This window comes from Thioclava atlantica (assembly GCF_000737065.1).
GTDB classification, from domain to species: domain Bacteria; phylum Pseudomonadota; class Alphaproteobacteria; order Rhodobacterales; family Rhodobacteraceae; genus Thioclava; species Thioclava atlantica.
Genome location: NZ_AQRC01000002.1, coordinates 50,149 through 75,126 on the forward strand (window position 1 = coordinate 50,149; position 24,978 = coordinate 75,126).

At 67.9% G+C, this 24,978-nt stretch carries 23 protein-coding genes and 1 riboswitch; of the genes, 5 read left to right on the plus strand and 18 right to left on the minus strand.

All coding sequences use genetic code 11. The features are described from left to right. The first annotated feature begins 292 nt into the window (after positions 1 to 292). Positions 293 to 1,273: a cation diffusion facilitator family transporter gene (locus DW2_RS02755; RefSeq protein WP_051855222.1), complete on the plus strand. Its 981-nt coding sequence runs from the start codon at positions 293 to 295 to the stop codon at positions 1,271 to 1,273. A gap of 543 nt (positions 1,274 to 1,816) precedes the next feature. Here DW2_RS02755 and DW2_RS02760 read toward each other — a convergent pair. From DW2_RS02760 to DW2_RS02790, 7 genes are all read right to left on the minus strand, one after another. Continuing rightward, a complete protein-coding gene (locus DW2_RS02760) occupies positions 1,817 to 3,844 on the minus strand; it encodes a bifunctional DedA family/phosphatase PAP2 family protein (protein ID WP_038143618.1) in 2,028 nt (675 codons plus the stop codon). 1 nt (position 3,845) lies between these two features. Next, positions 3,846 to 6,452 carry a bifunctional lysylphosphatidylglycerol flippase/synthetase MprF gene (mprF, locus tag DW2_RS02765; RefSeq protein WP_038143621.1) on the minus strand — a complete coding sequence of 869 codons (2,607 nt, stop codon included), beginning with the start codon at positions 6,450 to 6,452 and terminating at the stop codon, positions 3,846 to 3,848. A 203-nt stretch (positions 6,453 to 6,655) separates the two neighbouring features. Further along, the gene (locus DW2_RS02770; RefSeq protein WP_038143624.1) at positions 6,656 to 7,681 is read right to left on the minus strand and encodes a phosphotransferase family protein; all 1,026 of its coding nucleotides are present in this window, start codon (positions 7,679 to 7,681) and stop codon (positions 6,656 to 6,658) included. Beyond that, positions 7,678 to 9,321, minus strand: coding sequence for an AMP-binding protein (locus DW2_RS02775; protein ID WP_051855228.1), 1,644 nt, complete (start codon positions 9,319 to 9,321; stop codon positions 7,678 to 7,680). The genes DW2_RS02770 and DW2_RS02775 overlap by 4 nt, the downstream gene beginning before the upstream one ends. After that, entirely contained in the window at positions 9,314 to 10,519 is a 1,206-nt protein-coding gene (locus DW2_RS02780; protein WP_038143626.1) for an acyl-CoA dehydrogenase family protein, read from the minus strand. Before DW2_RS02780 ends, DW2_RS02775 begins: the two co-directional genes overlap by 8 nt. A gap of 11 nt (positions 10,520 to 10,530) precedes the next feature. Next, the gene (locus DW2_RS02785; RefSeq protein ID WP_081874821.1) at positions 10,531 to 11,346 is read right to left on the minus strand and encodes an SDR family NAD(P)-dependent oxidoreductase; all 816 of its coding nucleotides are present in this window, start codon (positions 11,344 to 11,346) and stop codon (positions 10,531 to 10,533) included. Positions 11,347 to 11,456: 110 nt separating this feature from the next. Further along, positions 11,457 to 11,690: a hypothetical protein gene (locus DW2_RS02790; protein ID WP_038143630.1), complete on the minus strand. Its 234-nt coding sequence runs from the start codon at positions 11,688 to 11,690 to the stop codon at positions 11,457 to 11,459. Here DW2_RS02790 and DW2_RS02795 point away from each other — a divergent pair. Genes DW2_RS02795 through DW2_RS20035 form a run of 3 tightly spaced genes read left to right on the plus strand, consistent with a single transcriptional unit; the run spans position 11,689 to position 13,915 of the window. Next, positions 11,689 to 12,627, plus strand: coding sequence for a sulfurtransferase (locus tag DW2_RS02795; protein ID WP_038143632.1), 939 nt, complete (start codon positions 11,689 to 11,691; stop codon positions 12,625 to 12,627). The genes DW2_RS02790 and DW2_RS02795 overlap by 2 nt on opposite strands. Further along, positions 12,624 to 13,754, plus strand: a complete 1,131-nt coding sequence (locus DW2_RS02800; protein WP_038143635.1) for a YeeE/YedE thiosulfate transporter family protein — start codon at positions 12,624 to 12,626, stop codon at positions 13,752 to 13,754. Before DW2_RS02795 ends, DW2_RS02800 begins: the two co-directional genes overlap by 4 nt. Next, positions 13,751 to 13,915, plus strand: a complete 165-nt coding sequence (locus DW2_RS20035) for a hypothetical protein (RefSeq protein ID WP_202900078.1) — start codon at positions 13,751 to 13,753, stop codon at positions 13,913 to 13,915. Before DW2_RS02800 ends, DW2_RS20035 begins: the two co-directional genes overlap by 4 nt. A 34-nt stretch (positions 13,916 to 13,949) precedes the next feature. Here DW2_RS20035 and DW2_RS02805 read toward each other — a convergent pair whose 3' ends face one another. The 8 genes from DW2_RS02805 to DW2_RS02835 all read right to left on the minus strand — a co-directional run bounded on the left by DW2_RS02805 (position 13,950) and on the right by DW2_RS02835 (position 20,414). Further along, positions 13,950 to 14,711, minus strand: a complete 762-nt coding sequence (locus tag DW2_RS02805) for a DeoR/GlpR family DNA-binding transcription regulator (protein WP_051855231.1) — start codon at positions 14,709 to 14,711, stop codon at positions 13,950 to 13,952. A 222-nt stretch (positions 14,712 to 14,933) separates the two neighbouring features. After that, entirely contained in the window at positions 14,934 to 15,569 is a 636-nt protein-coding gene (locus DW2_RS02810; protein ID WP_038143638.1) for a DUF3047 domain-containing protein, read from the minus strand. A gap of 108 nt (positions 15,570 to 15,677) precedes the next feature. Continuing rightward, positions 15,678 to 15,845 (minus strand): peptidase M23, encoded by a 168-nt coding sequence (locus tag DW2_RS19640; protein ID WP_156102862.1) that lies wholly within the window; start codon positions 15,843 to 15,845, stop codon positions 15,678 to 15,680. Then, positions 15,842 to 16,306, minus strand: coding sequence for a hypothetical protein (locus DW2_RS02815; RefSeq protein ID WP_038143639.1), 465 nt, complete (start codon positions 16,304 to 16,306; stop codon positions 15,842 to 15,844). Before DW2_RS02815 ends, DW2_RS19640 begins: the two co-directional genes overlap by 4 nt. An 11-nt stretch (positions 16,307 to 16,317) precedes the next feature. Beyond that, positions 16,318 to 17,589, minus strand: a complete 1,272-nt coding sequence (locus DW2_RS02820; RefSeq protein WP_081874842.1) for an agmatinase family protein — start codon at positions 17,587 to 17,589, stop codon at positions 16,318 to 16,320. Between the two features lie 106 nt (positions 17,590 to 17,695). Further along, entirely contained in the window at positions 17,696 to 18,481 is a 786-nt protein-coding gene (locus DW2_RS02825) for an ATP-binding cassette domain-containing protein (protein ID WP_038143640.1), read from the minus strand. Then, entirely contained in the window at positions 18,478 to 19,290 is an 813-nt protein-coding gene (locus DW2_RS02830; protein ID WP_038143641.1) for an ABC transporter permease, read from the minus strand. The genes DW2_RS02825 and DW2_RS02830 overlap by 4 nt, the downstream gene beginning before the upstream one ends. A gap of 56 nt (positions 19,291 to 19,346) precedes the next feature. Then, positions 19,347 to 20,414: a putative urea ABC transporter substrate-binding protein gene (locus DW2_RS02835; protein ID WP_038143642.1), complete on the minus strand. Its 1,068-nt coding sequence runs from the start codon at positions 20,412 to 20,414 to the stop codon at positions 19,347 to 19,349. 97 nt (positions 20,415 to 20,511) lie between these two features. Further along, a riboswitch (guanidine-I (ykkC/yxkD leader) is annotated at positions 20,512 to 20,622 on the minus strand. Positions 20,623 to 20,868: 246 nt separating this feature from the next. On the opposite strand from DW2_RS02835, the gene DW2_RS02840 reads away from it, so the two are divergent. Beyond that, positions 20,869 to 22,143, plus strand: a complete 1,275-nt coding sequence (locus DW2_RS02840) for an MFS transporter (protein ID WP_238321238.1) — start codon at positions 20,869 to 20,871, stop codon at positions 22,141 to 22,143. A 13-nt stretch (positions 22,144 to 22,156) separates the two neighbouring features. On the opposite strand, the gene DW2_RS02845 is transcribed toward DW2_RS02840, so the two are convergent. The 3 genes from DW2_RS02845 to DW2_RS02855 form a co-directional block, all read right to left on the minus strand. After that, complete coding sequence (locus DW2_RS02845) at positions 22,157 to 22,381, minus strand: hypothetical protein (protein ID WP_038143643.1); 225 nt, start codon at positions 22,379 to 22,381, stop codon at positions 22,157 to 22,159. Positions 22,382 to 22,513: 132 nt separating this feature from the next. After that, complete coding sequence (locus DW2_RS02850; RefSeq protein WP_038143644.1) at positions 22,514 to 23,893, minus strand: MBL fold metallo-hydrolase RNA specificity domain-containing protein; 1,380 nt, start codon at positions 23,891 to 23,893, stop codon at positions 22,514 to 22,516. Beyond that, on the minus strand, positions 23,894 to 24,865 hold the full coding sequence (locus DW2_RS02855) for an LOG family protein (protein ID WP_051855234.1): 972 nt from the start codon (positions 24,863 to 24,865) through the stop codon (positions 23,894 to 23,896). It abuts the gene before it with no gap. Positions 24,866 to 24,978 lie beyond the last annotated feature (113 nt).

A 24,978-nucleotide genomic window follows, 5' to 3' on the forward strand; every position in this document is an offset into this window, starting at 1 on the left:
ATCCGCCGCCCCTCCGCCGCCCCCATGCGGCTCTCAACTCACGCAAGATAACACGCGGTAACATCTTCATTATTGACCTAGGTCATCGCCGAGGCACGTTTGCGCCCTTCTCCGAGGGTCCGACGCAGTGCCGATCGGGCTGCGCGCGGTTTCGCGGGCGAGCGCAGCCTTGCGAGCGCAGCGGACGGCGCGCCCGGAAAACCCCGCCGGACCCCATCCGCGCCGGAACCGCGCCGATGAGCACGGGTTGTCTCGTGCAGACGGAAAGAACAGCCCGGACAGGAGGCAGGCGATGGCGGAACATTCCGGTGAGAACCCGATCACGGTCTATGGCGCGATCGCCGCGAACCTGCTCATCGCCATCGCGAAATTCGCCGCCGCCCTCTTCACCGGAAGTTCCTCGATGCTCTCCGAGGCCTTCCACTCGGTCGTCGATACCGGCAATGAAGGCCTTCTGCTGCTCGGCATCCGCCGCAGCCACAAGTCCCCGGACGCGAAGCACCCGTTCGGCTACGGCAAGGAACTGTATTTCTGGTCGCTCGTCGTGGCGATGCTGCTCTTCGCGATCGGCGGCGGGCTCTCGGTCTATGAGGGGATCGTCCACATCCAGCACCCCGAGCCGATCGAGAAGCCAATGTGGAACTACGGCGTGCTCGGCGTGGCCTTCCTCGCCGAAGGGGCCTCGTGGTTCATCGCCCTGCGCGCCCTGCTGAAGTCGCGCAAACCCGGCGAAGGCGTGTTCGAAGCCTTCCGCCGCAGCAAGGATCCGGCCGTCTATATCGTCGTCGCCGAGGATACGGCCGCCCTTCTGGGGATCGTCGCGGCCGCGCTCGGCGTCTATCTCGCGGTGACCTTCGAGGCGCCGGTCTTCGACGGTATCGCCTCGATCGTGGTCGGCGCGATCCTGATCGCGGTCGCGGTGCTGCTCGTCTACGAGACCCGGGCGCTGATCATGGGCGAGAGCGCGGACGAGGAGGTGCTGCGCTCGGTGCGCGAGATCGCGCTGCGCGAAGACCCGGTCACGGATGTCGCGCGCCTGCTGACGATGCATTTCGCCCCCGATCAGGTGCTGCTCAATATCGAGCTGAAATTCCGCCCCGACATCTCGTCGGACCGGATTTTCGAGACGGTGGAGCGGGTCCAGCGCAATATCTCCGAGGCCCATCCGGAAGTGCAGAGCATCTTCCTCGAGATCGAGGCCCTGCGCCGCGACCGGCAGGAGGCCGCCCCCATGCCGGATGGCGACCCCCAGCCCGTTCCAGGACCGGCTTGAACTCCCGCGATCGCCGGTCTCAGCCGAACATCGAATTGGGGATGAGTGGCAGCCGCACCAAGATCATCGCGAAGAGACAGAGGAACGCGCCCCACCCCCCGAGGCGACAGCCGCACCGCAAATCGCGCGCGAGACGCCCGCGGCGAGGCTTGCCGTCCTGCCGAAGGACAGGCGCATCAGGGTCGAGCACCCGTCCGGCGTGACCGAGGTCTCATCGAACGCGACGAGAGCGGCACTTTCCGGCGAAGGCATGTCGCGCACCGCGCGCAAGCTGATGGACGGAGTGGTCTTCGCGCGCGGATGATCGCGAGGGGGTTACGCGAGCGGCGTGCCTGTGACGCTTCACCCAAATCCTTGGGTCAGCGTTTGTGCGAGGCGGAGTTGCAGAGGGCATCCATCAAATCTACTGTTATCCTTTTTCTTTTATCGTCAACATGTTCCAGAATATTCTTAATTCTTTACATCAACACCAGACGCCCCGTGCCAGCGCACCACAATCCGTGAAATCGCACTGCGCCCGCGAAGGGGCACCATTTCCCCCGCTCACTTCAGGAGGAGCAGCGGGATCTCGGCGCGGCCCTTCACGGTCATCGCCTGCCGGCTTGCCCCTGTCGCCTCCGCGGCAAGCGTCTTGGCCAGCGCGCGTGCGACATCCGGAGCCGGCGCGCCGTCCTCCAGGTCGAGCCCGTCATCACGGCTCAGGACCCCGAGAAAGAGCCGCCGGCTCTGCCCGTCCACGAACCGTGTCGCCCAGAGCCGCAGCCGGGGCGGCACGCCGCCCTCCGCACGCGCATCCGTGCTGAAGGAGAGATCGTCGGGCCGGTTGTCCCAGAAGAGCGGCGCGACCGCGGCGCCGGTCTGGCCGCGGATATTCGCGAAAGCCGCGCGCGCCAGCGTGCCCAGCGATGCGGGATGGCCCGGCATCCAGCCGAGCGGCGCAAGGGTTCCTGTCAGCTGCTGCGCATCCTGCGCGTAGAAGGCGATGTTGATCGGGAAGCTGCGCTCTCCGGTCAGCGTGTTCGCATTGACGGGCAGCGCCTCGCGCGTGAAGACCTCGCCCGGCTGCGACAGCGTCACGTCGCCGACCCCGGAGGGACGCGGGTTGCGCGTCTTGGTGTAATCGGTCACCCGCAGCCCGGCATAGCCCACCAGAGCGAGCGAGAGCACCAGCATCAGCGCCTTGCCCCAGCCGGCGAGGTTGCGAGGCCGGGGCGGCGCGACGCTCCGCCGCCATTCCGCGACCGCGATCCCGATCACCAGACAGAGCGCGCCCAGCGTCCAGCCCGCGAGCACATCGCTGAGGTAATGCTCCACCAGGTAAAGGCGGCTCAGCCCGATCAGGAAGGCGGTGGTCGCGGCCAGAAGCGCGGCCGTCACCGGACCAAGGCGCCGCAGCCGCCAAAGCAGGTAGAACAGCATCCCGTAGAAGGCGACCGAAAGCGTCGCATGGCCCGAGGGGAAACTGCCCGAGGTCTCGGTGAAATAGCCGAGCGCCGAGCGCGGCCGCCCGAAGCTCGCCTTGAAAAGCGCGACCGAGGCCAGATCGGTGCCGAGCGAGACCACGAGACCCAGGATCAGCGCGGTCCGCCGCAGCACGATCAGCCAGACCAGCGCCAGCACCAGCAGCGCCGCGACCAGCCGCGTGTCGCCGAGCGCGGTGACCCAGGTGAAGAACTGGATCAGCGCCGGCGTCCAGAACAGGTGCATGAGCTGGGCCAGCCGCGCATCGACCTGCACGATCGGCTCGGCGCGCACGAAATCGAAGGCGATCCCGATCCACAGCGCGAGCAGATAGGCGAAGGCCAGCGCCATCAGCGTCGCGGGAAGACCGCGAAACTGGCTGCGGTCGAGCCGGGCCACCGCGAAGCGCGCAAGGCGCGGATGGCGCGCCCCGAGGCTGCCCGCGACCGGATGGCGTGCGATCGCATCGAACAGCCCCCCGATCAGCGCCAGCAGATGCGGCAAGGCGCGGTCGAGCCGGCGCAGCGTCCACCACAGCGCGACCAGCACAAGCACGATGACGAGCGCGAACACCGCCCCGCGGGTCATCACCGGGCTCATCCGCGTCAGGGTGGAGCCGAGGAAATAACCGAAGGCGAGATGGCCGAGCGCATAGGGAAAGCCGCTCACCACGTTCCAGATCCGGAACCGCCGGGTCTCCATCCCCGACATCGCGGCAGCGAAGGGCACGAAGGCCGCGACCGGCCCGAGGAAGCGGCCGAGCACCAGCGCGAAGCCGCCATAGCGCTCGAACAGCCGGCGCGCCCGGATATAGACCCGCATCTCCTCGACATTCCAGCGCCCCAGCATGCCGCGCCGCGCATGGCGCCCGACCCAGAAACTCGCCTCGCCACCAAGCATCGAGCCGATCGCGACGAACCAAACCAGATCGAGGAAGTCGAGCAGCCCGCGCTGCACCATGAACCCGCCCGCATCGACGACGAGCGCGCCCGGCACGAAGAGGCCGGTGACGAAGAACGCCTCGAGCGCCGAGGCCGCCCCGATCACCCAGTAGCCGAGCAGCCCCAGCGAGGCGAGCGAGGGCAGGATCTGGTGTATCGAGTCCAGCATGTCACTCCCTGGAAATGAGATTGCGCGCACCGCCCGAGATGAGCACCGCGATATCTGCCAGTGCGAGATAGGGCGAAAGCCCGGGAGGCAAAGCGACATAGCGCGGGCGCCAGTCGGGATGGAATTTCTGCTTGAACCGCCGCAGACCCTCGAAATTGTAGAACGCGCCGCCGTGACGGTAGACCAGCGTGCCGAAGCGGCTCGAGAGCGAGGCCGAGGGCCGATTCGCGAGCCCCGAGAGCGGCGCCAGCCCGAGACTGAGCTCGCGCGTGCCCCGCTCGCGCAGTTCTTCGATGAGCGCGAGGAACAGGAATTGCATCACCCCTTCCGCGTCGCCGGGGCGATAGCGCATCAGGTCCACGCCGATGCGCGCGGTCGCCCCGGTTCCAAGCAGGTTCGCGAAGGCGATGATGCGCCCCTCGCGCCGCACCAGCGCGATCTCGCAGCGGTCGAGATAGCCGCGCGCGAAGCGGCCCACCGAGAAGCCCTTCTCCTGTCCGCGCTGACCGCCAAGCCAGGCGCGCGAGATCTCCTCGAGCTCGGACATCAGCGCGTCGTCATGCGGGGGCGAGACGATCTCCAGCCCCAGCCCCTCGCGCTGCGCCCGGTTGAACTCGGCGCGCATGGTCTTGAAGCGTCCACCCGCGAGGGAGAAGGCGGGAAGGTCGATCACCGCCTCCTCGCCGATCTTGTGCAGCGAGAACCCCATCTCGATCCAGAGCGGCAGGTAGCGTTGCGAAACCTCGTAGAAGATCGGCTTGAGGCCTATCGTCCGCGCCCGGTCCTGGAAATCCCAGGCCAGGGAGGTCGCCGCCTCCTGCGGCCCCGCCGGATCGCCGAGCGCCACGCAAAGCCCGTGCCGATGCGCATACATCACGAAGGCGTCGCGCGCGGGCGAAAGCATGATCTCCTTGTCCCCGCTCAAGGCGAGCCAGGCTTGCGGATCCTCCTGCGCGGCGGCGATCGCCCGCACTTCCTCGGGCGAGGCCTCCTGTGCCGCGAACCCCACATGCCGGGCGGGACGCAGCGCCAGATAGAGCAGGAAGCTCAGCAGGACCGCCGAACCGAGCAGCCCCGCGCGCAGCGCCCGCGGGGTGGCGGAGCGGTCGGTGAAGTCGATCCAGAGCGCGCTGGTATAGGGCGTGGCCGCATGGGCGAGGAAGAAGAAGGTCGCGCCCGCCGCGACGATCCCGAGAACGGTCGCGACCCAGATCGGGCTGAACATCCCCTCGGTCAGCGCGGCGCTGCGGTTGAAAGCGTTGCGGAACGGCGCGAGCGCCAGTCCGCAGACCACCAGCAGCGCCGCGCTCTCGTAATCGCGGTTGATGACGAGCACGGCCACCGTGCCGAAGCCGAGCGCGACCAGCGTGGCGAGATAGGCAAGATGCACCCGCCGCGCGAGCGCGTGGGAAAGCACGATCAGCAGGGCCCCCACCAGCGCGCAGACGATCGTGCCGCCCTCGGCGAGCAGCGCGCCCACCAGATCGGGTTCCTCGCTGGGCGAGCGGATCGAGGGCATCAGCGCCACGATGATCAGCCAGAAGCCGAGCCCGAAGACCGCGATCCCCGACAGCGGCGGGGCGGCGGGCGAGAGCGTCCGGAAGACCGGCCGCATCGGCTCGGGGATCTCGCCGAACAGGCGCGCCGCCCAGCCGCCCGCGAGCCGCGCCTCGTTGATCGAGACCACGAGGAAGGCGATGGCGAAGGGCAGCAGGAAATAGAGGATGCGGAACATCAGGAGCCCCGCCGCCGCATCGCCGAGCGGCACCGAAGAGGGCAGCGCGGCGATCACCACCGTCTCGAAGACGCCGACCCCGCCGGGCACGTGGCTGACCACCCCCACCATCGTCGCCGCGGCATAGATCGCGAGGAAGGTCGCGAAGGGCGGCGTGCCTGCAGGCATCAGGATCCACAAGGCGCTCGCCGCCATCGTGGAATCGAATAGCGCGACCACGATCTGCCCGGCGAGGATGCGCGGCCCGGGCATCGCGATCTCGATCCCGCGCAGCATGAGCACCCGCCCGCTCACCGACAGCCAGAACGCTCCCGCGATCACCGTGCCGGCGATGGCGAGCGCGCCGAACCGGATCAGCGGCTCGGGCAGCGAGATCACCCCGGCCAGCGCGGCGGGATGGATGCCGAGCGCGATCAGCCCCACCAGCGTGAGCCCCATCCCCATCGCGACCGCGACGTAGGAGGACAGCGCCGCGACGTCGAACGCGTTGAGCCCCGCCGCCGAATAGATCCGGTAGCGCACCGCGCCCCCGGAGATCACGCTGATCCCGACCGTGTTGCCGAAGGCGTAGCCCAGAAACCCGCCAAGCGCGACGGTGCGCAGCGGCAGGCGCTTGTTGAGATAGTCGAGCGCCCAGAAATCGTATCCCACCAGCGCGACATAGCCCGTCGCGACCGCCGCGAGCGCCGCCCCGAGCGTGAGCGGCGGGGTCGCCTTCATCTGCGCGATCACCTTCGAGACGTCGATCGTGCTCAGCAGGTGATGCAGCGCCCAGAGCCCCATCACGAACAGCCCCAACCCCAGGGCGACCGGCATGATCGCGCGCAGCTTCGCAACCGGACGCAAGGCGGAAGAGCGGTCGGAGAGGGTCATGTTTCACGCCTTTTCATGCGGTTGGGTGCGGGCGTCCAAGCGGCGCGTGACGCATCCTTTATAAGCTGGGACGAAAGCGGACAACGAAAAGCGCGCGTGCGCGGGTCGCGGTTCCCGCCCCGGGCGCAGCGGCGCAGGAAGGTGGGTTCTCGCCGACGCCTCGCGCCCGTTCGGCAAGGGGCCGCCGGACGAAGGCTCGATCGCTATTCCTGCGCCCGCCCCTCGACGATCTCGAGCGCGCGGATCGCGAACCGGCGCGCGAGCGGGCCGATCTCGGAGGCGTTGCGCCCCGCCGCCGTGCCCGCCTTCACCCGGTCGGCGATCCCCACGAAGATCACCGAGAAGCGAAACAGCGCGAAGGCCTTGTGGAAGGGCAGAAGCTCGGACACGCCCGGATTGCCTTCCCGGTAGCGCGCGACGAATTCCGCCTCGCTCGGCAGTCCGAGCGCGGCCCGATCGAGCCCGAGAATCCCGCCATATTCGTCGGGCGAAGTGTGCCAGGGCATCACGCAGAACCCCAGATCGGCAAGCGGATGGCCCAGCGTCGAGAGCTCCCAGTCGAGGATCGCCACCACGCGCGGCTCGGTCGGATGGAAGATCATGTTGCCCATCCGGAAATCGCCATGCGCGAGGCTCACCGCACCATCGTCGGGCGGCAGGTTCGCGGGCAGCCATTCGGCGAGCCGGTCAAGCTCGGGGATCGGATCGCTCGAGGAGGCGTGCCACTGCTTGCTCCAGCGCGCGATCTGGCGTTCGAAATAGTTCCCCGGACGCCCGAAATCGCCCAGCCCCACCTCTTCCGGGTCGACCGCATGGATCGCCGCGAGCGCATCGGCAAGCCCCATCCAGAGCGCGTGGCGCTCTTCGGGTGCGACACAGGGAAGCGCGCTTTCGGAAAAGACCCGCCCCTCGACCCGCTCCATCAGGTAGAAGGGCGTCCCCAGAAGCGCGGGATCGTCGTGATAGAGGATCGGCCGCGCGACGGGCACGCCTGCGGGATGAAGGCTCTGCAGCACCCGGAATTCGCGGTCGATCGCATGCGCGCCCTTCAGGATCGGCCCGTTGGGCTGCTTGCGCAGCACCATCCGCTGGCTCCCGTGGGTCACGAAATAGGTCGGGTTGGACTGACCGCCGCTGACCCGCTCGAGCACGAAATCCGGCTCGGGGCCGAACGTGTCATCGAGAAATGCGCGCAGCGCCGCCGGCTTGAAATCGATCTGCTGGGTCATCGCTGGGCCTCCTCGTCGCTCGCCCGCGCCAGTTCGCGCAGCACGAATTTCTGGATCTTTCCGGTGGCGGTGCGCGGCAGCTCGACGAAGCCGAAGCGGCGCGGCACCTTGTAATGCGCAAGATGGTCGCGGCAGAAGAGGCGCAGTTCTTCGGCCGTGACCGAGGCGCCGGGCTTGAGTTCGACGAAGGCGCACGGGATATCGCCCCATTTCGGATCGGGGGCCGCGACCACGGCGGCCAGCAACACCGACGGGTGACGATGCAGCGCGTTCTCGACCTCGAGGCTCGAGATGTTCTCGCCGCCCGAGATGATGATGTCCTTCGCCCGGTCGCGGATCTCGATCTCGCCATTGGGGTGGCGCGTGGCCAGATCGCCGGTATGGAAGACGCCGCCCGCGAAGGCCGCCTCGGTCGCCTCCGGATCGCGCCAATAGCCCGCCATCAACGTGTTGCCGCGCAGCGTGATCTCGCCCATCGCCGCGCCGTCCGCGGGCAGCTCCGCCCCTGCCTCATCGGCGATCCGCACGCGGCTCGCGGTGACATGGCGATGCCCCTGCCGCGAGAGCCGGGCGGCGCGCGAGGCGGCATCGGGGGTTTCCTCGGGTGGCGGCGCGCAAAGCGTCGCGGGGCCGAAGCTCTCGGTCAGCCCGTAGAGATGGAGGAAATCGAAGCCGATCTCCTCGAGTCCCGAGATCAGAGCGACGGAGGGTGCCGCGCCGCCCGAGGCCACCGTGACCTTGGGTGCGTCGGGTCCGCGCGCGGCCCGCGCGGGATCGTTGAGCAGCATGTAGAGCACGACCGGCGCGCAGGCCATGTGGCTCACCCCATGCGCCGCGATGGCCTCGAAGATCTCGCCCGGATCGACGCGGTCGAGGCAGACATGCGTGCCCCCCGCCGCCGTCACCGCCCAGGTGTGGCACCAGCCGTTGCAGTGAAACATCGGCAGGGTCCAGAGATAGACCGAGTCCTTGCCGAGCCCGAGCGCGAGCACATTGCCGAGCGCGTTCAGATAGGCGCCGCGATGGTGATAGACGACCCCCTTGGGATGGCCCGTGGTGCCCGAGGTGTAGTTCAGGCAGATCGGCTGCCATTCCTCGCCCACATGCGCCATGACGTCCCCCAGGTCCGGCGCGGGCCCCGAGAACAGGTCGAGCCCCTGCCCCTGCCCCTGCCCCGGCCCCGGCTCGGCGAGGATCACGCCGGGCACGCCTGCCTCTTGCGCGGCCTGCGCGGCCAATTCGGCCGAGCCCGCATCGGCGAGGAGCAACCGGCTTCCCGCATGGGTGAGGATATAGGAGACGACCTCGGCATCGAGCCGGGTATTGATCGCGTTGAGCACCCCGCCCACCAGCGGCACCGCGTAATGCGCGGCCAGCATCTCGGGGCGGTTCGGCGCGATGATCGAAACCACGTCGCCCGGCCCGATCCCTTCGGCGCGCAGATAGGCGGCCAGACGCGCGACGATCTCTCCGAATTCGGCGTAGCTCCAGGCGCGCCCGCGCCAGATCACCGCGCGGCGCGAGGGAAAGACGTTCAGCGCCCGGTCGAGGAAATCGAGCGGGCTGAGCGGGCGATGGTTCGCCGCACGCGGGGCGAGATGCGGCTGGTCGTTCAGGAGCGCTTGCGGATCGTCAGCCATCGACGCCCCATGTCCAGAATGCGCGCTCTTCCGTCGCGAGGGTCCGTTCGAGCACCATCTTGTGCACCTCATCCGCGCCATCGACGAGCCGCGCCTGACGCGCGTAGCGGTAGATCCATTCAAGCGGCGTATCGGTCGAATAGCCGCGCGCGCCGTTGATCTGGATCGCGGTATCGGCGGCCTTGTGCAGAAGGTTCGCGACATGAACCTTGGCCATCGAGATCTCCTTGCGCGCATAGGAGCCCTGATCGAGCGCCCAGGCCGCCTTCATCACCAGAAGCCGCCCGATCTCGATCTGCATCGCCAGATCGCCCAGCATCAGCCGGATGCTTTCCTTCTTCGCGAGCCGTTCTCCGAAGGCGAAGCGCTCATGCGCATAGGTCCGCGCGATCTCCACGCAGCGTTTCGACAGCCCGAGCCAGCGCATGCAATGGGTGAGCCGCGCCGGGCCCAGCCGCATCTGCGTCAGCTTCAGCCCCTCGCCCTCGCCCAGAAGCACGTTCTCGGCCGGGATCTCGAGCCCGTCGAAGACCAGCTCGCAATGCCCGCCATGCTCCTCGGGGCCCATGATCGGGATCCGTCGCTCGATCCGCCAGCCGGGCTGGTCGCGATCGAACAGGAATGCCGTGAGCCCCTTGCGCGGGTCGTCCGAGGTGCGCGCCATCAGAATGAAATGCTGTGCCTCGCCCGCCCCGGTGATGAACCATTTGCGACCCTGGATGACGTAGCGATCGCCGTCGCGGGTCGCGGTGGTGAGCATCATCGAAGGGTCCGACCCGCCCCCCGGATGCGGCTCGGTCATCGCGAAGGCCGAGCGCACGCGACCCTCGACGAGCGGCGCGAGCCAGCGCGCCTTCTGCTCGGGCGTTCCGGCCTTTTCCAGCACCATCATGTTGCCGTCATCGGGCGCGGCGGAGTTGAACACCACGGGCCCGAAGATCGAGCGGTTCATCTCTTCGTAGCAGACCGCCATGCCGACCTTGTCGAGCCCCTGCCCGCCGGTCTCGGGGCGCAGCTGCAGGCACCACAGCCCCTCCGCGCGGGCCTTGTCGCGCAGCGGCTCGAGATGGTCGTGGCGGATATTGCCGTGCGCGTCATAGGCCGCGCGGTCGGCTTCGAGCGGCAGGATCTCGTCCTCGACGAAGCGGGCGATGCGCGCGCGATAGTCCTCGACCTGCGGCGAAATGGTGAAATCCATGAAATGCGTCCTTACAAAGATGAGACGAGATGCCCGCCATCGGCGACGATCTCGGTTCCGGTCATGAAGGCCCCGGCCTCGGAGGCCAGCAGCAGGAGCGGCCCGTCGAGATCGGAGAGCTGGCCGAGGCGGCGCTGCGGCACCCTCTTTATCAGCGCCTTGCCCGCCTCGGAGGCGAAGAAGGCGCGGTTGAGATCGGTCTCGATATAGCCCGGGCAGAGCGCGTTGACGCGGATCGCGTGGCGTGCCCATTCCAGCGCGAGCGCGCGCGACATCTGCACCACGCCCGCCTTCGCCGTGGCATAGGCCGCGACATGGCCCGCGACGCGCAGCCCGAGGATCGAGGCGACATTCACGATGCTGCCGCCCCGCCCCTCGGTGACCATGCGGCGCGCGCCCGCCTGCGCCACGCGGAACACCCCGGTCAGGTCGGTGTCGATCACCCGCGCCCAGTCCTCCTCGGTCGTGGCGAGAGCGGGGCCGTCATGGGTGACGCCCGCATTGTTGATGATGATGTCGAAGGCCGCTCCCGCGAAGACCGCGGATACCGAGCCCGGATCGGTCACGTCGAGCGCCGCCACATCGACCCGCCCGCCTTCCCCGGCGATCGCATCCGCGGTTTCCTCCAGCGCCGCGACCCGGCGCGCCGCGACCGTCACCTCGGCCCCCGAGCGCGCGAGAACCCTCGCGAAATGCCGTCCCAGTCCCGAGGACGCGCCCGTCACGAGGGCACGCTTCCCCGTCAGATCCACCTGCAGCAATGTCTCCTCCTTCCATTGCGCCTGGCTGATGGCATGAGAAGTAGACCAAAGTTTCGCGAAGGTCATGTGTTGCGTGCATTTTTCCCGCACGAAGGCGGGAGGCGTGGCGAGGAAGGCCGGCCCCCGTCGCTATCGTTGATCCCGGCCAATGGCAGCACCGGCAGCGTCACCTCCCCTCACAGCCCACGCCCGAGACCCATCGCGCAAAATAAGAACGCCCGTTCTTCCCCAGGCGCGCGCGTCGAGACGGCTTCCGCCACCGCTGACCTGGGCGCGACGGATATCCACGCGGCGACGCAAGGCAGAATATTGTTCTCGCTACCCGGCCCTGAAACGGTGTCCCGTTCCTTGATTTGCGCCATTTTCTGGTAGATCTGGACGCAAATCCACCATCTGGAGATTTTCGCCATGAAACGCTTCGTGCTTCCGCTTCTGGGCGGCCTCGCCTCGCTCGCGGCCTCGGCGGCGCTTGCGGGCGGGCTTGGCCCGCTCGTCAGCCCGCAGGACCTCGCGGCCGAGCGCGCCAGCCTCGCCCCGATCATCCTCGACATCCGGGCCGAGGGCTATGACAAGGGCCATATCGCGGGCGCGGTGAACGCCCCTTACGGGCTCTTCCGCGGCCCCGCCGCCAATCCGGGCAAGGTTCCCCCCGTCGTCAAGCTCGAGGCAACCTATGAACGCCTCGGTCTCGATCCCGCGCGCCCCGTCGTCGTGGTCTCGCAAGGCGACACGGATACCGATTTCGGCGCCGCCGCGCGGGTCTACTGGACCCTCAAGAGCACCGGCTTCCGTGACCTGTCGATCCTCAATGGCGGCGCGACCGCCTGGGCCAATGCGGGCCTGCCGCTCTCGAACGAGGCGGTCACGCCCGCCCCGACCCAGCTCTCTGTCACATGGAACGATGCCTGGACCGCGCAGACCCCGGCCGTCGAGGAGGTCGTGAAGGGCAAGCACAAGGCGGTGCTGGTCGATGCCCGCCCCAGACCCTTCTTCGAGGGCCGCAAGGCGCATCCGGCCGCGAAGCGTCCCGGCACCCTGCCCGGCGCCGAGAACCTGCCCTATACCAGTTTCTTCCAGCCCGGCGCGACCGCGATCTCGGCCAAGGCCGATGCCGCCGCGCTGAAGGAGAAACTCGGGATCAAGGGCGGTGAGGAAGTGGTCTCCTTCTGCAATACCGGGCACTGGGCGGCGACCGACTGGTTCGCGCTCTCCGAGCTCGGCGGGATCGAGAACGTGAAGCTCTATCCCGGCTCGATGGTCGAATATTCGGCCACCGGTGCGAAGATGGAGAACACGCCCGGCCTGTTCCGCAACCTCCTCAACCAGATCATGGGGTCGCAGGGATGATCAGCGCAACGCTGGACCGCACGCGCGCGCCGGGCCTCACCGCCCGGCGTTCCGCACTTGTCGCCGCGGCCCTCGTGGCCATCGGAGTTCTGTCGCTCTTCGGAGGCGCGCGCTACGGGCTGATGCTCGCGATCGGGCTCGGGTTCGGGATCGCGCTCGAGGGGCTGCGCTTCGGCTTCGCCGGCCCCTGGCGGGCGATGATCCTGCGCCGCGAACCGGCGGGCATCCTCGCGCAGCTTCTCTCGATCGCGCTGGTCTCGATCGTCGCGATCCCGCTGCTCTCCTCCCATCCCGGAGAGCTTACCGGCGCCCAGGCGCCGATCGGCTGGGCGATGGTGGGCGGCGCCTTCGTCTTCGGCGCGGCGATGCAGGTGGTGCTGGGCTGCGGCTCGGGCACGCTCGTCAATGCCGGCTCGGGCAACCCGATCGGGCTGCTCGCGCTCCCGTTCTTCGCGATCGGCAGCTTCGCGGGCGCCTATGGGCTGATCTGGTGGACCGGCCTCGGCGCGCTCCCGATCCTGCGCCTGAGCGGCTGGGGCGGGCTCGGCGTCACGCTGGTGCTGCTGGGGATCACGGCCGCGGTCTTCTACCGGCTCGGGGCGCCGGAGGCACGCCGCCTGCCGCGCCGCTACGTGATCGCCGCACTGGTGCTGGCGCTTCTGGCGATCGCCAACCTGATGGTCGCGGGCCAGCCCTGGGGCGTGGTCTACGGGCTTGGCCTGTGGGTCGCGAAGGGCGCGCAGGGTCTCGGCATGGATCTCTCGGGCTCGGCCTTCTGGACCGCGCCCGGGTCGGTGACACGACTGCATGAGAGCCTGCTCACCGATTATACCTCCCTCACCGATCTGGGGCTGATCGCGGGGGCGTTCGGCGTCGCGAGCTGGCGTCGGGGCGGACTTGCGCAGCCCCTGCCGCGCTACCCGGCGAGAGCCTGGGTGGCGACGATCGTGGCCGGGTTCCTGCTCGGCTATTCCTCGCGCCTCGCCTTCGGCTGCAATGTCGGCGCGTTCTTCTCGGGGATCTCGACCGGGAGCCTGCATGGCTGGGTCTGGTTCGCCGCGGCCTTCGCGGGGGCCGCGCTCGGCATCCGCCTGCGTCCGCATCTGGGACTGGAGGCCGCGAAATGACCCGGGCCCTCACCGCATCCGTGGCGCTGGCCGCGCTCCTGCTCCTCGTCGCGCTCGACCTGACCGGTGCGCCGCTCAACCCCTATCGGGCGCCGCCCGTCTTCGCGTTCGGCTCCGGGGTCGCCGCGGCGGGCGGGTTCTGCGCCGCATTGCCGAACTGAAGGACGGGGGCGTCTGCGCGGCGCCCCCTTTCCGTCACGCCCCCTCGCAGATCGTGATTTCGCAGCCCCAATCCGCACAGCGCTTGGCAAGCTCCTCGGGCAGGGGCTTGTCGATGAAGACCCGGTCGATCTCGGAAAGCGAGGCCAGCCGCACCGGGGCGGTGCGTTCGAGCTTCGAGGCATCGGTCACCAGATAGCGCGTGCGCGCCTGGCGCAGAATCCGCCGGCTGACGCGAACCTCCGCCAGGTCGAAATCGAGAAGATCGCCCTCCGCATCGAGCGCCGAGGCCCCGATCACCGCGTAATCGACCTTGAACTCGGCCATGAAATCGGCCGTCAGATCGCCCACCAGCCCGCCATCCGAGCGCCGCAGATTGCCGCCCGCGACAAGGATGTCGCAGCTTTCATTGGCCATCAGGATATTGGCGACATTGATATTATTGGTGACCACGGTGATGTTGCGATGGCCCAGCAGCTCGCGCGCCACCGCCTCGGTCGTGGTTCCGAGATTGAGCACGATCGAGCTGTTATCGGGGATCGCCTGCGCGCAGGCCCGGCCGATCGCGGCCTTCGCCGCCTCGTTCATCCGCCGGCGCTCCTCATAGGCGAAATTGACGACGCCGGTGCGGATCACCGCCCCGCCATGCACCCGTTCGAGATGCCCCGTATCGGCCAGTTCGGAGAGGTCGCGCCGGATCGTCTGCAACGAGACATTGAACCGCGCGGCGAGCTCTTCCACGCCCACGCGCCCTTCGTTGCGGGCGATCTCCAGGATTTCGTTCTGTCGGAAATTCACGTCATGGCTCCTTCGCAGGCATGCCTGCCACAGCTGCGGGCGCTTGTCATCCTCCCGCAGGGAGATCGCGCGGCAAATCGCGTTTTCGTCATCGGGGCCGGCGCGTCAGGATCACAGGAACCGATCGCTTTGCGCCGATCTGAATTTAATGTTTTGCTTCAAGTATGATCCGCAAGTATTTGGCCTAAATGTATTTTATCGAGATTCCAAGTCGGCGCTGGATCATTGCAAGCTGAGATCCGCAATTCTCGCGCGGATGCGGCTATCGGTATCGTCGCTATCGGCGGAAAGCGCGAGCCCGACGAGGCTGGTGGGCGCGCTCCCGAAGGCCCGACGATAATCGCGCGCGAGATCGACCGTCTCGCTATGGCTCCCGGTGCCCGCGGGGCGCAGGATCACCGTCTTGCCGCGCGCACCCAGATAAGGCGAGGGCAGAACCGCGCCGCGGGCATGGTTGCCGCCCCAGACATACATCAGCACGCGCGCCTCCTCGATCCCGAGAAGCTGTCGGATGCCCGCATTGCGGTTCGCCTCGGCCACGGCTTTCGGCATGAAGATGAAATAGAGCGACAGGTCGCGATCATCCCCGCCCTTGCGGGTGAGATCGGTGGGCGGGACGCTCTGATCGACCGACCAGCGCCAGTCGGCCCGGCGCGTGCTCCAATCCGCCCCCGGCAATCTGCGCCAGAGCAGCGAGACCGTGCCATCCGATGCGACCGCCACCTGATCGGAGGATTGCTGCCACGCATTGCCCGAGAACAGCGAGAAGCGCTGCTCGGTCCAGCTGCCGAACAGCATCGCCTGCGCCCCGGCAGGCAGCAGAATGGCCGCCATCGCGACCGACAGGGTCTTTCGCATCGGTGCCTCCGATCATCGCTATGTCTTGCGATTACGCCTCAACTCGGCGCCGCGATCAATCGTGAGGTGCGCGGACGGGGCGTTTTCCGCCCCGTCCAGGCCTTCAGGTCAGGAAAACCGCGCCTTCCCCAGCGAGACCAGCCCCCAGAAGGCGGCAGCGCCGAGACCGAGCGCGACGACGGTGCCGATCCCGTGCGGATGCATGTGCCCCCCCGGATGGGCGAGCGCGGGCGAGGCGACGAGCAGGGCTGCGAGGGTCAGGGAGAGAGATTTCATGTGTCGATTTCCTTTTTGCGTTGGAGGAGGAAGTCCCGGATGTCGAGGGCCGATTTCTCGTCCATCGAGACGTAGATCAGCGCCATGTTGGTGCGTTCGCGCACCATTTCGCCGGGGAATGGCAGGTAGCTGAGTTCGCGCGAACCGAAGCTCGGCGAGGCGGTGCCCACCTGCCATTCGGTCCGGAGTTCGACATCGACGAGCTTGAGCGCCTTCGCACCGCCCTGCCCGGGCCGCTCGAACGGCACGCCCGCGAGCTTGAGGTAGCTCGTCTTGTCCGCGGCCTGCACGAAGCCGTCGATGAACTGCGCGGCGAGCACCTGAAGATCGGCCGCCTCGTCCTCGTGATGCATTTGGCTGTGCAGGTGATCGCCATGGGCATGGTTGTGGCCATGCCCGTGCGGGGCATGGTCGTGGTGGTGATGATGGTGGTGGCCATGCGGGCCGTGGTCATGCGGCATCCTCGCCTCCCTCAGATCTTGTGCGGCTCGGGATTGGACCAGCGCTTGCCCTCGAATTCGCCATGCGGGATCGAGACCGGCTTGTCGATATGGGCCTTGTGCTTGCCCAGCGTCCCGTTCGAGACCATCGCGCCCAGCACATCGACGATCACCCGGGTGCCCATCAGCGCGGTGATGTCGGACGTGTCATAGGGCGGCGAGACCTCGACGAGCTCCATCCCGCAGATCCCTTCGGCCGCCACGCCCGAGGCCAGCGCCAGCGCCTCGCGCGGCAGGAAGCCGCCCGGCTCGGGCCAGCCGGTGCCCGGCACGAAGCCGCAATCGATGCTGTCGATGTCGAAGGACATATAGACCATGTCCACCCCGTCCCAGGCCAGTTCGAGCGCCATCTCGATCGTCTTGTCGATGCCCATCTTCTCGACATCGGACATGGTGATGATGTTGGTCTCGCGTTCGCGCGCGACCTTCACCGCCTCGCGCGGGACCTGCCAGCCGCCGATGCCGATCTGCACGAGGTTCTTCGCCGGCACGTTGGGCAGGTTGGTCGAGTGGAACCAGGGCGTGGTGTGCATCCGCTCGTCGAGATCCTTCTCCTGGATGTCGGCATGGCGGTCGAAATGCACGATCCCGATCTTCTTCGAGGTGCATTCGGCGATGCCCCGCACGCAGGGGAAGCCGATCGAATGGTCGCCGCCGATCATGATCGGCAGCGAGCCGCTCGAATAGACATGGCTGACCGCGCGGCTGATCTGGTCGAAGCTCTTCTCGATATTGGCGGGGATGGTGAACACGTCGCCCGCGTCGCACAGCGTCATCTGCTCGCGCAGATCGACCCCGATCTCGTAATTGTAGGGCGTGTAGAGCGCCGAGATCTTGCGCACGCCCTGCGGCCCGAAGCGGGTGCCGGGGCGGTAGGTGGTGCCGCCGTCGAAGGGGATCCCGAGCACGGTCGCGTCGTAATGGGCGACCTCGAGCACATCCTCGACATAGGGCGCCTTGAGGAAGGTGTTGATGCCCGCGTAATGGGGCAACTCGCCGCGCGCGAAGGTCGGGATCGACTTGTCCTCGATGCTGTCCGCACCGGTCAGGCCCATGCGCAGCGCCCAGCGGCGCTCCTCGTCCCAGCGGCCCTCGGGCAGCTCGCCCTCCTTCTGCATCGCCTTCCAGCCCTGCAACCGGGTCAGGTCGGGGTGGTGCTGGCGCCGCTCGCGCAGCGCGCGTCGGGCAAGCGCGGCCTGCGGGTGGTGCGGGTGCGAGCGCCCGCCTGGCAAATCATGGAACATCTCTGTCTCCATCCTGTCTCGCCCCGAACGCGCGGGGCTCTTCCTCTGGACCTTGGCGGCGTCCCGCGCGCGGGGCCCAGCGGCGCGCGCGGTGAAACGGGGTCTCTCAGGCGGGCGACGGCATCGCGGCCGCGGCCAGAGAGGGGATCTTGTCGAGGATGCGCTGATAGGGCACGCCATGGTCGCGCGCGTCGAAATCAAAGGTGATCGTCGCGCCATAGGCCTCGGGGAAATCGGGATCCCAGCGGGTCTTGTCGAAGACGAGGACGCGGTCGCCCAGCTTGAACCCCTCGGCCAGATCATGGGTCACCATGAAGACGGTCATCTTCGTCTCGGCGCGCAGATCGGTGAGGAATTCATGCATCGAGACGCGGGTGCCGGGATCGAGCGCACCGAAGGGCTCGTCAAGGAGCAGGATGCGCGGGCGGGCATGGAGCGCCTGTCCGATCGCGAGCCGCTGCTGCATGCCCCCCGAAAGCGTCGCCGGGTAATTGCCCGCGACATGCGCCAGCCCGATCCGTTCGAGCACTTCGTCGGCGCGGCCGCGCGCCGCGCGCAGCTTGCCGCCCCGGAACCAGCCCCAGCCGGTGGGGAAGCTCTCGGCCGCCACGATATTGTCGCGCACGCTGAGATGCGGAAAGACCGAGTAGCGCTGGAACACGACGCCACGCTCGCGCCCGGGTTCGCGTGCGGGGGCCCCGCCGGCCACGGTGATCGTGCCCCGCGTCGGCGTCTCGTCGGCCAGCAGGAGCCGCAGGAAGGTGGACTTGCCGCAGCCCGAGGCCCCGACGATCGAGACGAACTCACCCTCTTCCACCTCGAGATTGACGCGTTCGAGGATCGGCCGGCGATCGTAGCTCTGAAAGACGTTGCGCACGCTCACGAAGCTCATAGCCCGCCCTCCATCCAGGGGAAGGCCCGGCGCGCCAGCACCTTGAGCGCATAGTCGATCACGAAGGCCAGCAGCGTGATCCAGATCACGTAGGTCAGAATGATGTCCATCGCGAGATAGCGCCGCACGAGGAAGATCCGGTAGCCGAGCCCCTGCTCCGCCGCGACCGCCTCGGCCGCGATCAGGAACAGCCATGCCGCGCCCAGAGACAGCCGCACCCCCGCGATCAGACGCGGCAGGATCTGCGGCAGCACGACGCGCAGCGCGATCACCCAGGTCGAGGCCCCGAGCGTCTGCGCCTTGACGATCTCCTCATGCGGGATGTCGAGCACGCGCTGGCTGAGATCGCGGATCAGGAAGGGCGTGATCCCGATCACGATGAGGACGACCTTCGAGGTCTCGCCCAGCCCGAAGACGATGAAGAGGATCGGCAGCAGCGCCAGCGGCGGAACCATCGAGATCACCGCGACGAAGCTCGAGAAGCCCCGCCGGACATAGGGCAGAAGCCCGATCCCGACCCCGAGGATCAGCGAGATCAGCGCGCCGCTGCCGACCCCGAGCGCGAGCCGGCGCAGGCTCGCCCAGGTATCGTGCCAGATCTGGATCTCGCCGCTGCGCTTGTTGGGCTCGGTGAAGAGCCGGATCGCGGTGTCGAGGATCGCGCCCGGCGCAGGCAGGAGCTTGTCCTGCGGGTTCGCCGCCAGGCGGATCTCGGAGCCGATCGCATAGGCGATCAGGACCACCGCGAAGGGAAGTGCGGCGAGCAAGATCGCGGTCGGGCGTGAGGGATGTCGGTTGAGAAGACGCATGATCTCTTGGCCGAAGGGAAAGCGACCCGGCCGGGGTTCGGCCGGGCGCGATGGGCTCAGAGGCTGCCGTCGGCGGCCATCTGCATGTAGGTCGTGTCGAAGCGCAGCTTCACATTGCCCTTGTCGCCGGCGACCGACCCGTCGGGATATTCGACCCCCACGAAATCGGCCGAGGGCGCGTCGACCCCGAGGATCCCCTTGTCGAACAGGAAATTCGCGACATGGGTCATGGTCTTGGGCATCTCCGCGCTCGAGGCCTGCGCGACCGCCTTGGCCGGGTCGTAGAACATCGCGGTCGCGTCGAGCTGCGCCTTGTAGCCCGCAAGATCGGTGCCCGCGGCCTCGGCCATTGCGGTCAGCGCCTCTTCGTCACCCGCTGCCATCTTGCCCATCACCTCGTACCAGGCCCCCGCGACCGCCTTGCCGAGTTCGGGATTGTCCTTGAGGGTCTCGGTATTGACCACCATCAGGTCGAGGATCTCGCCCGGGATCTCGGAGCTGTCGAAGATCTTGTGGGCGTCGGGGTTCGAGGACATGATCTCGGAGACCAGCGGGTTCCAGGTCACCACCGTCTTCACCTCGGGCGTGGCGAAGGCCGCGATCATGTCGGCATCCGAGGTATTGACGACGCCTGCAAGATCCTTCTCGGCCAGCCCCGCCTTGTCGAGCGCGCGCGCCAGCAGGTAATGCGAGACCGACAGCTCGACGAGGTTCACCTTGGTGCCCTTGAGTTCGGCCACCGAGGTCGCGTCCTTCGAGATGATCGCGTCATTGCCGTTCGAATAGTCGCCCACGATCAGCGCGGTCGTGTCCACGCCGCCGCCCGAGGGGATCGAGAGCGTGTCCATATTGGTCGCGCTCACCCCGTCGAAGGCGCCCGCGGTGTATTGGTTGATCGACTCGATGTAGTCGTTGATCTGGACGATATCGACGGTGATGCCGTATTTCTTCGCCCATTTGTCCATGATCCCCGAGCTCTCGAGATAGCCCCAGGGCATCCAGCCGGCATAGATCGACCAGGCGAGTTTGAAATCGGCCTTCTTCTCGGCCATCGCGGGCGAGAAGGATGCGGCGAGAACCCCCAGCGAGAGGGCCGTGGCGGACAGGATCTTCGTTCTGGTCATGGTCTTCCCCGTTGGCAACGTCCCGCCCGTATCATGGCGTTGAGGCCGGCCCGCTGGCGGAACAAAGAGACGAGGCGCGGGTCAGACCTGCGCAGTACTCTCCCGGGATTTTGGCCCGCCGTGTGCCCGAGGCGGAATTTGCCGCCCGGGTGGCGCTTCTCGGACCAGACCTGCCATTCGCGGCAACGGAACCCTAAGCGCCCTGCCCCTCCATCAAAGGCACGCCACCCGTTTGCGCCAAGGGGGGCGCGGAGAAACGGCCGGTTCAAACGGCAATTGCCCACGAATTAATCACGAATTCGGAGCCGCTGACCAATCCTTCCGCGCAAGAAACGGCCCGGCGGGGCGCGTGCCCCGGACTCACCCCCCCGCGCGGTCTGCCTCGCAAAGCGATCCGCGATCCGGTTCGGCGCGTAGCCTCGGGAGGCGATTGACCAGAGAGGGCCGCGAGACGATGACCGCATGTTCCGGGACGCCCCAAGGGCAAAGCGAGCGGCGCCTGCCCTATTGGCGGGTGAGCCTTGTCGCGCTCACCCTCGCCGCGGCGGGGCTTCCGATCTATATCCACCTGCCGCGCTTCGCGGTGACCGAACTCGGGCTGGGCCTCGGGCAGGTCGGCGCGGTCCTGATCGCGATCCGCATCGTCGATTTCGCGCAGGACCCGGCGCTCGGCTGGATGATCGACCGCTGGCCGGACCGGCGCGGGCAATTCGCCGGCCTCGCCCTTCTGCTGCTCGGAGCGGGTTTCGCGATGCTGTTTGCGCTGCCCGCCCCCTTGGCGCCCGCGCTCTGGCTGAGCGGGACGCTGCTTCTGCTCTTCACCGGCTACAGCCTCGGGACGATCCTGCTCTACGGCCAGAGCACCGCGCTCGCCGGTTCGGCCCCCGCCGCCCAGTACCGGCTGGCGAGCTGGCGCGAGGCGGGCCTCCTTGCGGGCGTGATCCTGGCCGCCGCGGCCCCCGTCGCCTTCGCGCAGATCTTGCCTGCGCGGGGTGGTTATGCGGGTTTCGGCTGGGCCGTCGCCGCGCTGGCCATCCTGAGCGCGCTCCTCTCGCGCCCGGTCTGGGGCCTGTCCGCGCCCACCGCCCGCCGCCCGCGCCTGCGCGACTTCCTCTCGGGCGCGGCAGGGCGTCTGCTGGGGCTCGCCTTCGTCAACGCCTTGCCCGTCGCGGTCACCTCGACCCTCTTTCTCTTCTTCGTCGAGGACCGGCTGGAGCTGCCAGGGCTGGCCGGCCCCTTCCTGATCCTGTTCTTCGCCGCCGCCGGGCTGAGCGCGCCGCTCTGGAGCCGTCTCGCCGGCCGTTTCGGTGCCCGACGCGTCCTGCTCGCCGCGATGGTCCTCTCCATCGCGAGCTTCATCGGCGCGGCTGTCCTGCCAAAGGGCGCGGCGCTCGGTTTCGCAGCGATCTGTCTGGGTTCGGGGGTCGCGCTCGGCGCGGATATGGTGATCCTGCCCGCGCTCTTCGCCTCGGCGCTCGGCCGTGCCGGTCTGCGGGCCGGGCAGGCGTTCGGGATCTGGAGTTTCGCCGCCAAGCTCGCACTCGCGCTCGCCGCCGGGGTGGTCTTGCCGCTGCTGCAGCAGGCGGGCTTCACCCCCGGCGCGGAAAACAGCCCCGCCGCGCTCACGGCGCTAACCCTTGCCTATGCGCTCCTGCCCTGCGGGCTCAAACTCATTGCACTCGCGATGGTCTTCGCCCTGCCCCGCGAGTTTGCCGAGGGACAGGGCTGATCGGGCCGCCCCCTCAGGAGGCGGGGCCGCGCAGCGTCGCGGTCAAGGGCGCGAGACGCACCGCTTCGATATGGAAATACCGGGCGATCTCGGCATCGCTCAGCCCGAGATCGACGAAACATTCGAGCGTTGCGCGCGGATCCGGCCCGAGCTCGGCGGGCAGGTTCGACTGACGGAGGTAGCCGGGGCGGCGCGGACCGAAGCCGGCCGGGCTCGGCAAGGCAGGTTGAAACGTCATTGGCAACTCCCTGATCCAGTGAAGGACCGACTCAGAATACACGCATAACGCGATCCGTGTAGTCACTCTGCACAACAACGCCGTGACAGCGGCGACAATTTGCGAGAGCGCGTAAAAATACTCTTAAGCCGGTCACAATGCGTAGCTTTCGTGCGGTTTGGGCATCGTCACCCTCTCGGGATCGAGATCGCGTGCGAAGGCTTGCATCGATTTCGGCTCGCCATGCACGAGAAAGACCTTCCGCGGATTGCCCGTCCGCGCGAGCCAGCGATGCAGGTCCGCGCGTCCGGCATGGGCGGAGAACCCGTTGATCGTGTGGATGCGCGCGCGCACCGGGACGTGCTCGCCGAAGAGCTTCACCTCCTTCGCGCCGTCGATGATGATCCGCGCAAGCGTGCCCTCGGCGGCATACCCAACGAAGATCACGCTGCATTCGGGGCGCGCGAGGTTGCGCAGCAGGTGATGGCGCACCCGCCCGCCCGTCGCCATTCCCGAGCCCGCCATGATCACCGCCCCCGAGCGGATCTCGTTGAGCGCGATCGATTCCTGCGTCTCGCGGGTGAAATGCAGCTGCGGCAGCGCGAAGGGATCCCTGCCATGCGCGATCATGCCGGCCAGTTCGGGGCGCATCGCCTCGGGATGGCGCTGGAAGATCCGCGTGGCCGAGATCGCCATCGGCGAGTCGAGGAAGACCTCGAGCGCGCGGGGCAGCTTGCCCGCTTCCATCCCCTCGCGCAGGAACCAGAGCAATTCCTGCGTCCGCTCGAGCGCGAAGGTCGGGATGACGACATTGCCGCCGCGGCTGCCGGCGTGACGGACCGCAGACAAGAACTCCTCCACCGAGGCGTCGAGATCGCGGTGATCGCGATCGCCATAGGTCGTCTCCATCACTACGACATCGGCATCGCCGGGCGGATCGGGATCGTTCAGGAGCGGCCGGTCGTCGGGTCCGATATCGCCCGAGAACAGCACCTTGCGCCGCTGCCCGTGCTCTTCGAGGTCGAGCCGGATCGAGGCCGAGCCGAGGATATGGCCCGCCTCGAAATAGGTGGCGGTGATGCCGGGGAAAAGCTCGAGCGGCTCGCGATACGCAGCCTCGCGCCCGAACCGGTCCACCGCGTCGAGCGCGTCCATCGTGTCGTAGAGAGCCCGATGCGCGCCGCCGTTGCGCCCGTGACGGTGATCGTGGCGCTCTTCCTCTTCCTGGAGATGGGCCGCATCGAGCATCACCAGCCGCGCCAGATCGCGGGTGGCCGAGGTCGCGATGATCTCGCCCCGGAAGCCGCGCTTGACCAGAAGCGGCAGGCGTCCGCAGTGATCGAGATGGGCATGGGTGAGCAACACCAGGTCGATCGCCGCGGGATCGAAGCCGAAGGGCGCGGCATTGTCGTCGACGAGCTCGTGACGGCCCTGGAACATGCCGCAATCGATCAGGATGTTGCGGCCCCGGCAGGTGACCAGATGGCACGAGCCCGTCACCTCCTGCGCGGCGCCGTGAAAGGATATCCGCATCTATTCCACCCCCGTTTCGGCTTCACGCATGTCGCGCCCGGCGCGCGCATACCACTGCCGGATATCGTCCCAGATCTCCTGCGCGGTCTCGGCATACCAGAAGAGCTCCCGGTCCTCCGGGTCGATCACCCCTTCCTCGACGAGGAAATCCGGGTCGAAGGCGCGCTCCCAGAAGGCGCGACCGACCAGGATCACCGGCACCGGCCGGAGCCTGCGGGTCTGGATCAGGGTCAGCGTCTCGAAGAGTTCGTCGAACGTCCCGAACCCGCCCGGAAAGACCACGAGCGCGCGGGCGCGCATCAGGAAGTGGAGCTTGCGCAGGGCGAAGTAGCGAAAGCGCAGGCACAGGCCGGGCGTGATATAGGGGTTGGGGAATTGCTCATGCGGCAGGGTGATGTTGAGCCCGATCGTCTTCGCGCCCGCATCATGCGCGCCGCGATTGGCTCCCTCCATCATTCCCGGCCCGCCCCCGGTCACCACCACGAGCCGATTGTCGCCCGAGCCTTCCGCGGCCCCGACGATCCGGCCGAATTCGCGCGCGACCTCGTAATAGTCGCTCTTGGCGAGGACGCGCTCGGCGACCCTGACCTGGCGGTGCAGATCGGCATCCTCGGGACAGACCTCGCAGCGCGCCCGCAGCACCTCGAGATGCTCGCGCGCGGCCGCGGGTTCGGGAATGCGGGTGCTGCCGAAGACGACGATGGAATGCGCGACCCCGTGTTCGCGCAGCAGCGTCTCGGGTTTCTGGTAGTCGAGCAGGAGCCGCGTCGCGCGCATGTCGTCGCGATTGAGGAAATCGATATCCTCGTCGGCCTGCCGGTAATTCGGATGCCCCATGATCTCGCGCAGCAGATCGGGCGCGCGGCTATCCTCGTGCCCCGGTTTCGGCCGGCACCAGGGCAGTTGCACCTCGCGGCGACGTTCGTCGGGAGGCAAGGGCTTATGCCCGTCCTCTTTGATGTCCACAGTCATTGCGCGTTCTCCCTTCCCCGCGCCCGCGGGGTCCTCCTGCCGGTATAAACCAGACTATCGACCCCAAGGACTTGATCTCGCTCAAATCTCCCGCTGGCGCGAAACCTGCGCGA

Bases quoted from the DNA above. Each gene is read 5' to 3' on its own strand.
- DW2_RS02755 (WP_051855222.1), top strand. From the start codon at position 293: ATGGCGGAACATTCCGGTGAGAACCCGATCACGGTCTATGGCGCGATC.
- DW2_RS02760 (WP_038143618.1), bottom strand. From the start codon at position 3,844: ATGCTGGACTCGATACACCAGATCCTGCCCTCGCTCGCCTCGCTGGGG.
- mprF (WP_038143621.1), bottom strand. From the start codon at position 6,452: ATGACCCTCTCCGACCGCTCTTCCGCCTTGCGTCCGGTTGCGAAGCTG.
- DW2_RS02770 (WP_038143624.1), bottom strand. From the start codon at position 7,681: ATGACCCAGCAGATCGATTTCAAGCCGGCGGCGCTGCGCGCATTTCTC.
- DW2_RS02775 (WP_051855228.1), bottom strand. From the start codon at position 9,321: ATGGCTGACGATCCGCAAGCGCTCCTGAACGACCAGCCGCATCTCGCC.
- DW2_RS02780 (WP_038143626.1), bottom strand. From the start codon at position 10,519: ATGGATTTCACCATTTCGCCGCAGGTCGAGGACTATCGCGCGCGCATC.
- DW2_RS02785 (WP_081874821.1), bottom strand. From the start codon at position 11,346: ATGACCTTCGCGAAACTTTGGTCTACTTCTCATGCCATCAGCCAGGCG.
- DW2_RS02795 (WP_038143632.1), top strand. From the start codon at position 11,689: ATGAAACGCTTCGTGCTTCCGCTTCTGGGCGGCCTCGCCTCGCTCGCG.
- DW2_RS02790 (WP_038143630.1), bottom strand. From the start codon at position 11,690: ATGGCGAAAATCTCCAGATGGTGGATTTGCGTCCAGATCTACCAGAAA.
- DW2_RS02800 (WP_038143635.1), top strand. From the start codon at position 12,624: ATGATCAGCGCAACGCTGGACCGCACGCGCGCGCCGGGCCTCACCGCC.
- DW2_RS20035 (WP_202900078.1), top strand. From the start codon at position 13,751: ATGACCCGGGCCCTCACCGCATCCGTGGCGCTGGCCGCGCTCCTGCTC.
- DW2_RS02810 (WP_038143638.1), bottom strand. From the start codon at position 15,569: ATGCGAAAGACCCTGTCGGTCGCGATGGCGGCCATTCTGCTGCCTGCC.
- DW2_RS19640 (WP_156102862.1), bottom strand. From the start codon at position 15,845: ATGAAATCTCTCTCCCTGACCCTCGCAGCCCTGCTCGTCGCCTCGCCC.
- DW2_RS02815 (WP_038143639.1), bottom strand. From the start codon at position 16,306: ATGCCGCATGACCACGGCCCGCATGGCCACCACCATCATCACCACCAC.
- DW2_RS02820 (WP_081874842.1), bottom strand. From the start codon at position 17,589: ATGTTCCATGATTTGCCAGGCGGGCGCTCGCACCCGCACCACCCGCAG.
- DW2_RS02825 (WP_038143640.1), bottom strand. From the start codon at position 18,481: ATGAGCTTCGTGAGCGTGCGCAACGTCTTTCAGAGCTACGATCGCCGG.
- DW2_RS02830 (WP_038143641.1), bottom strand. From the start codon at position 19,290: ATGCGTCTTCTCAACCGACATCCCTCACGCCCGACCGCGATCTTGCTC.
- DW2_RS02835 (WP_038143642.1), bottom strand. From the start codon at position 20,414: ATGACCAGAACGAAGATCCTGTCCGCCACGGCCCTCTCGCTGGGGGTT.
- DW2_RS02840 (WP_238321238.1), top strand. From the start codon at position 20,869: ATGACCGCATGTTCCGGGACGCCCCAAGGGCAAAGCGAGCGGCGCCTG.
- DW2_RS02845 (WP_038143643.1), bottom strand. From the start codon at position 22,381: ATGACGTTTCAACCTGCCTTGCCGAGCCCGGCCGGCTTCGGTCCGCGC.
- DW2_RS02850 (WP_038143644.1), bottom strand. From the start codon at position 23,893: ATGCGGATATCCTTTCACGGCGCCGCGCAGGAGGTGACGGGCTCGTGC.
- DW2_RS02855 (WP_051855234.1), bottom strand. From the start codon at position 24,865: ATGACTGTGGACATCAAAGAGGACGGGCATAAGCCCTTGCCTCCCGAC.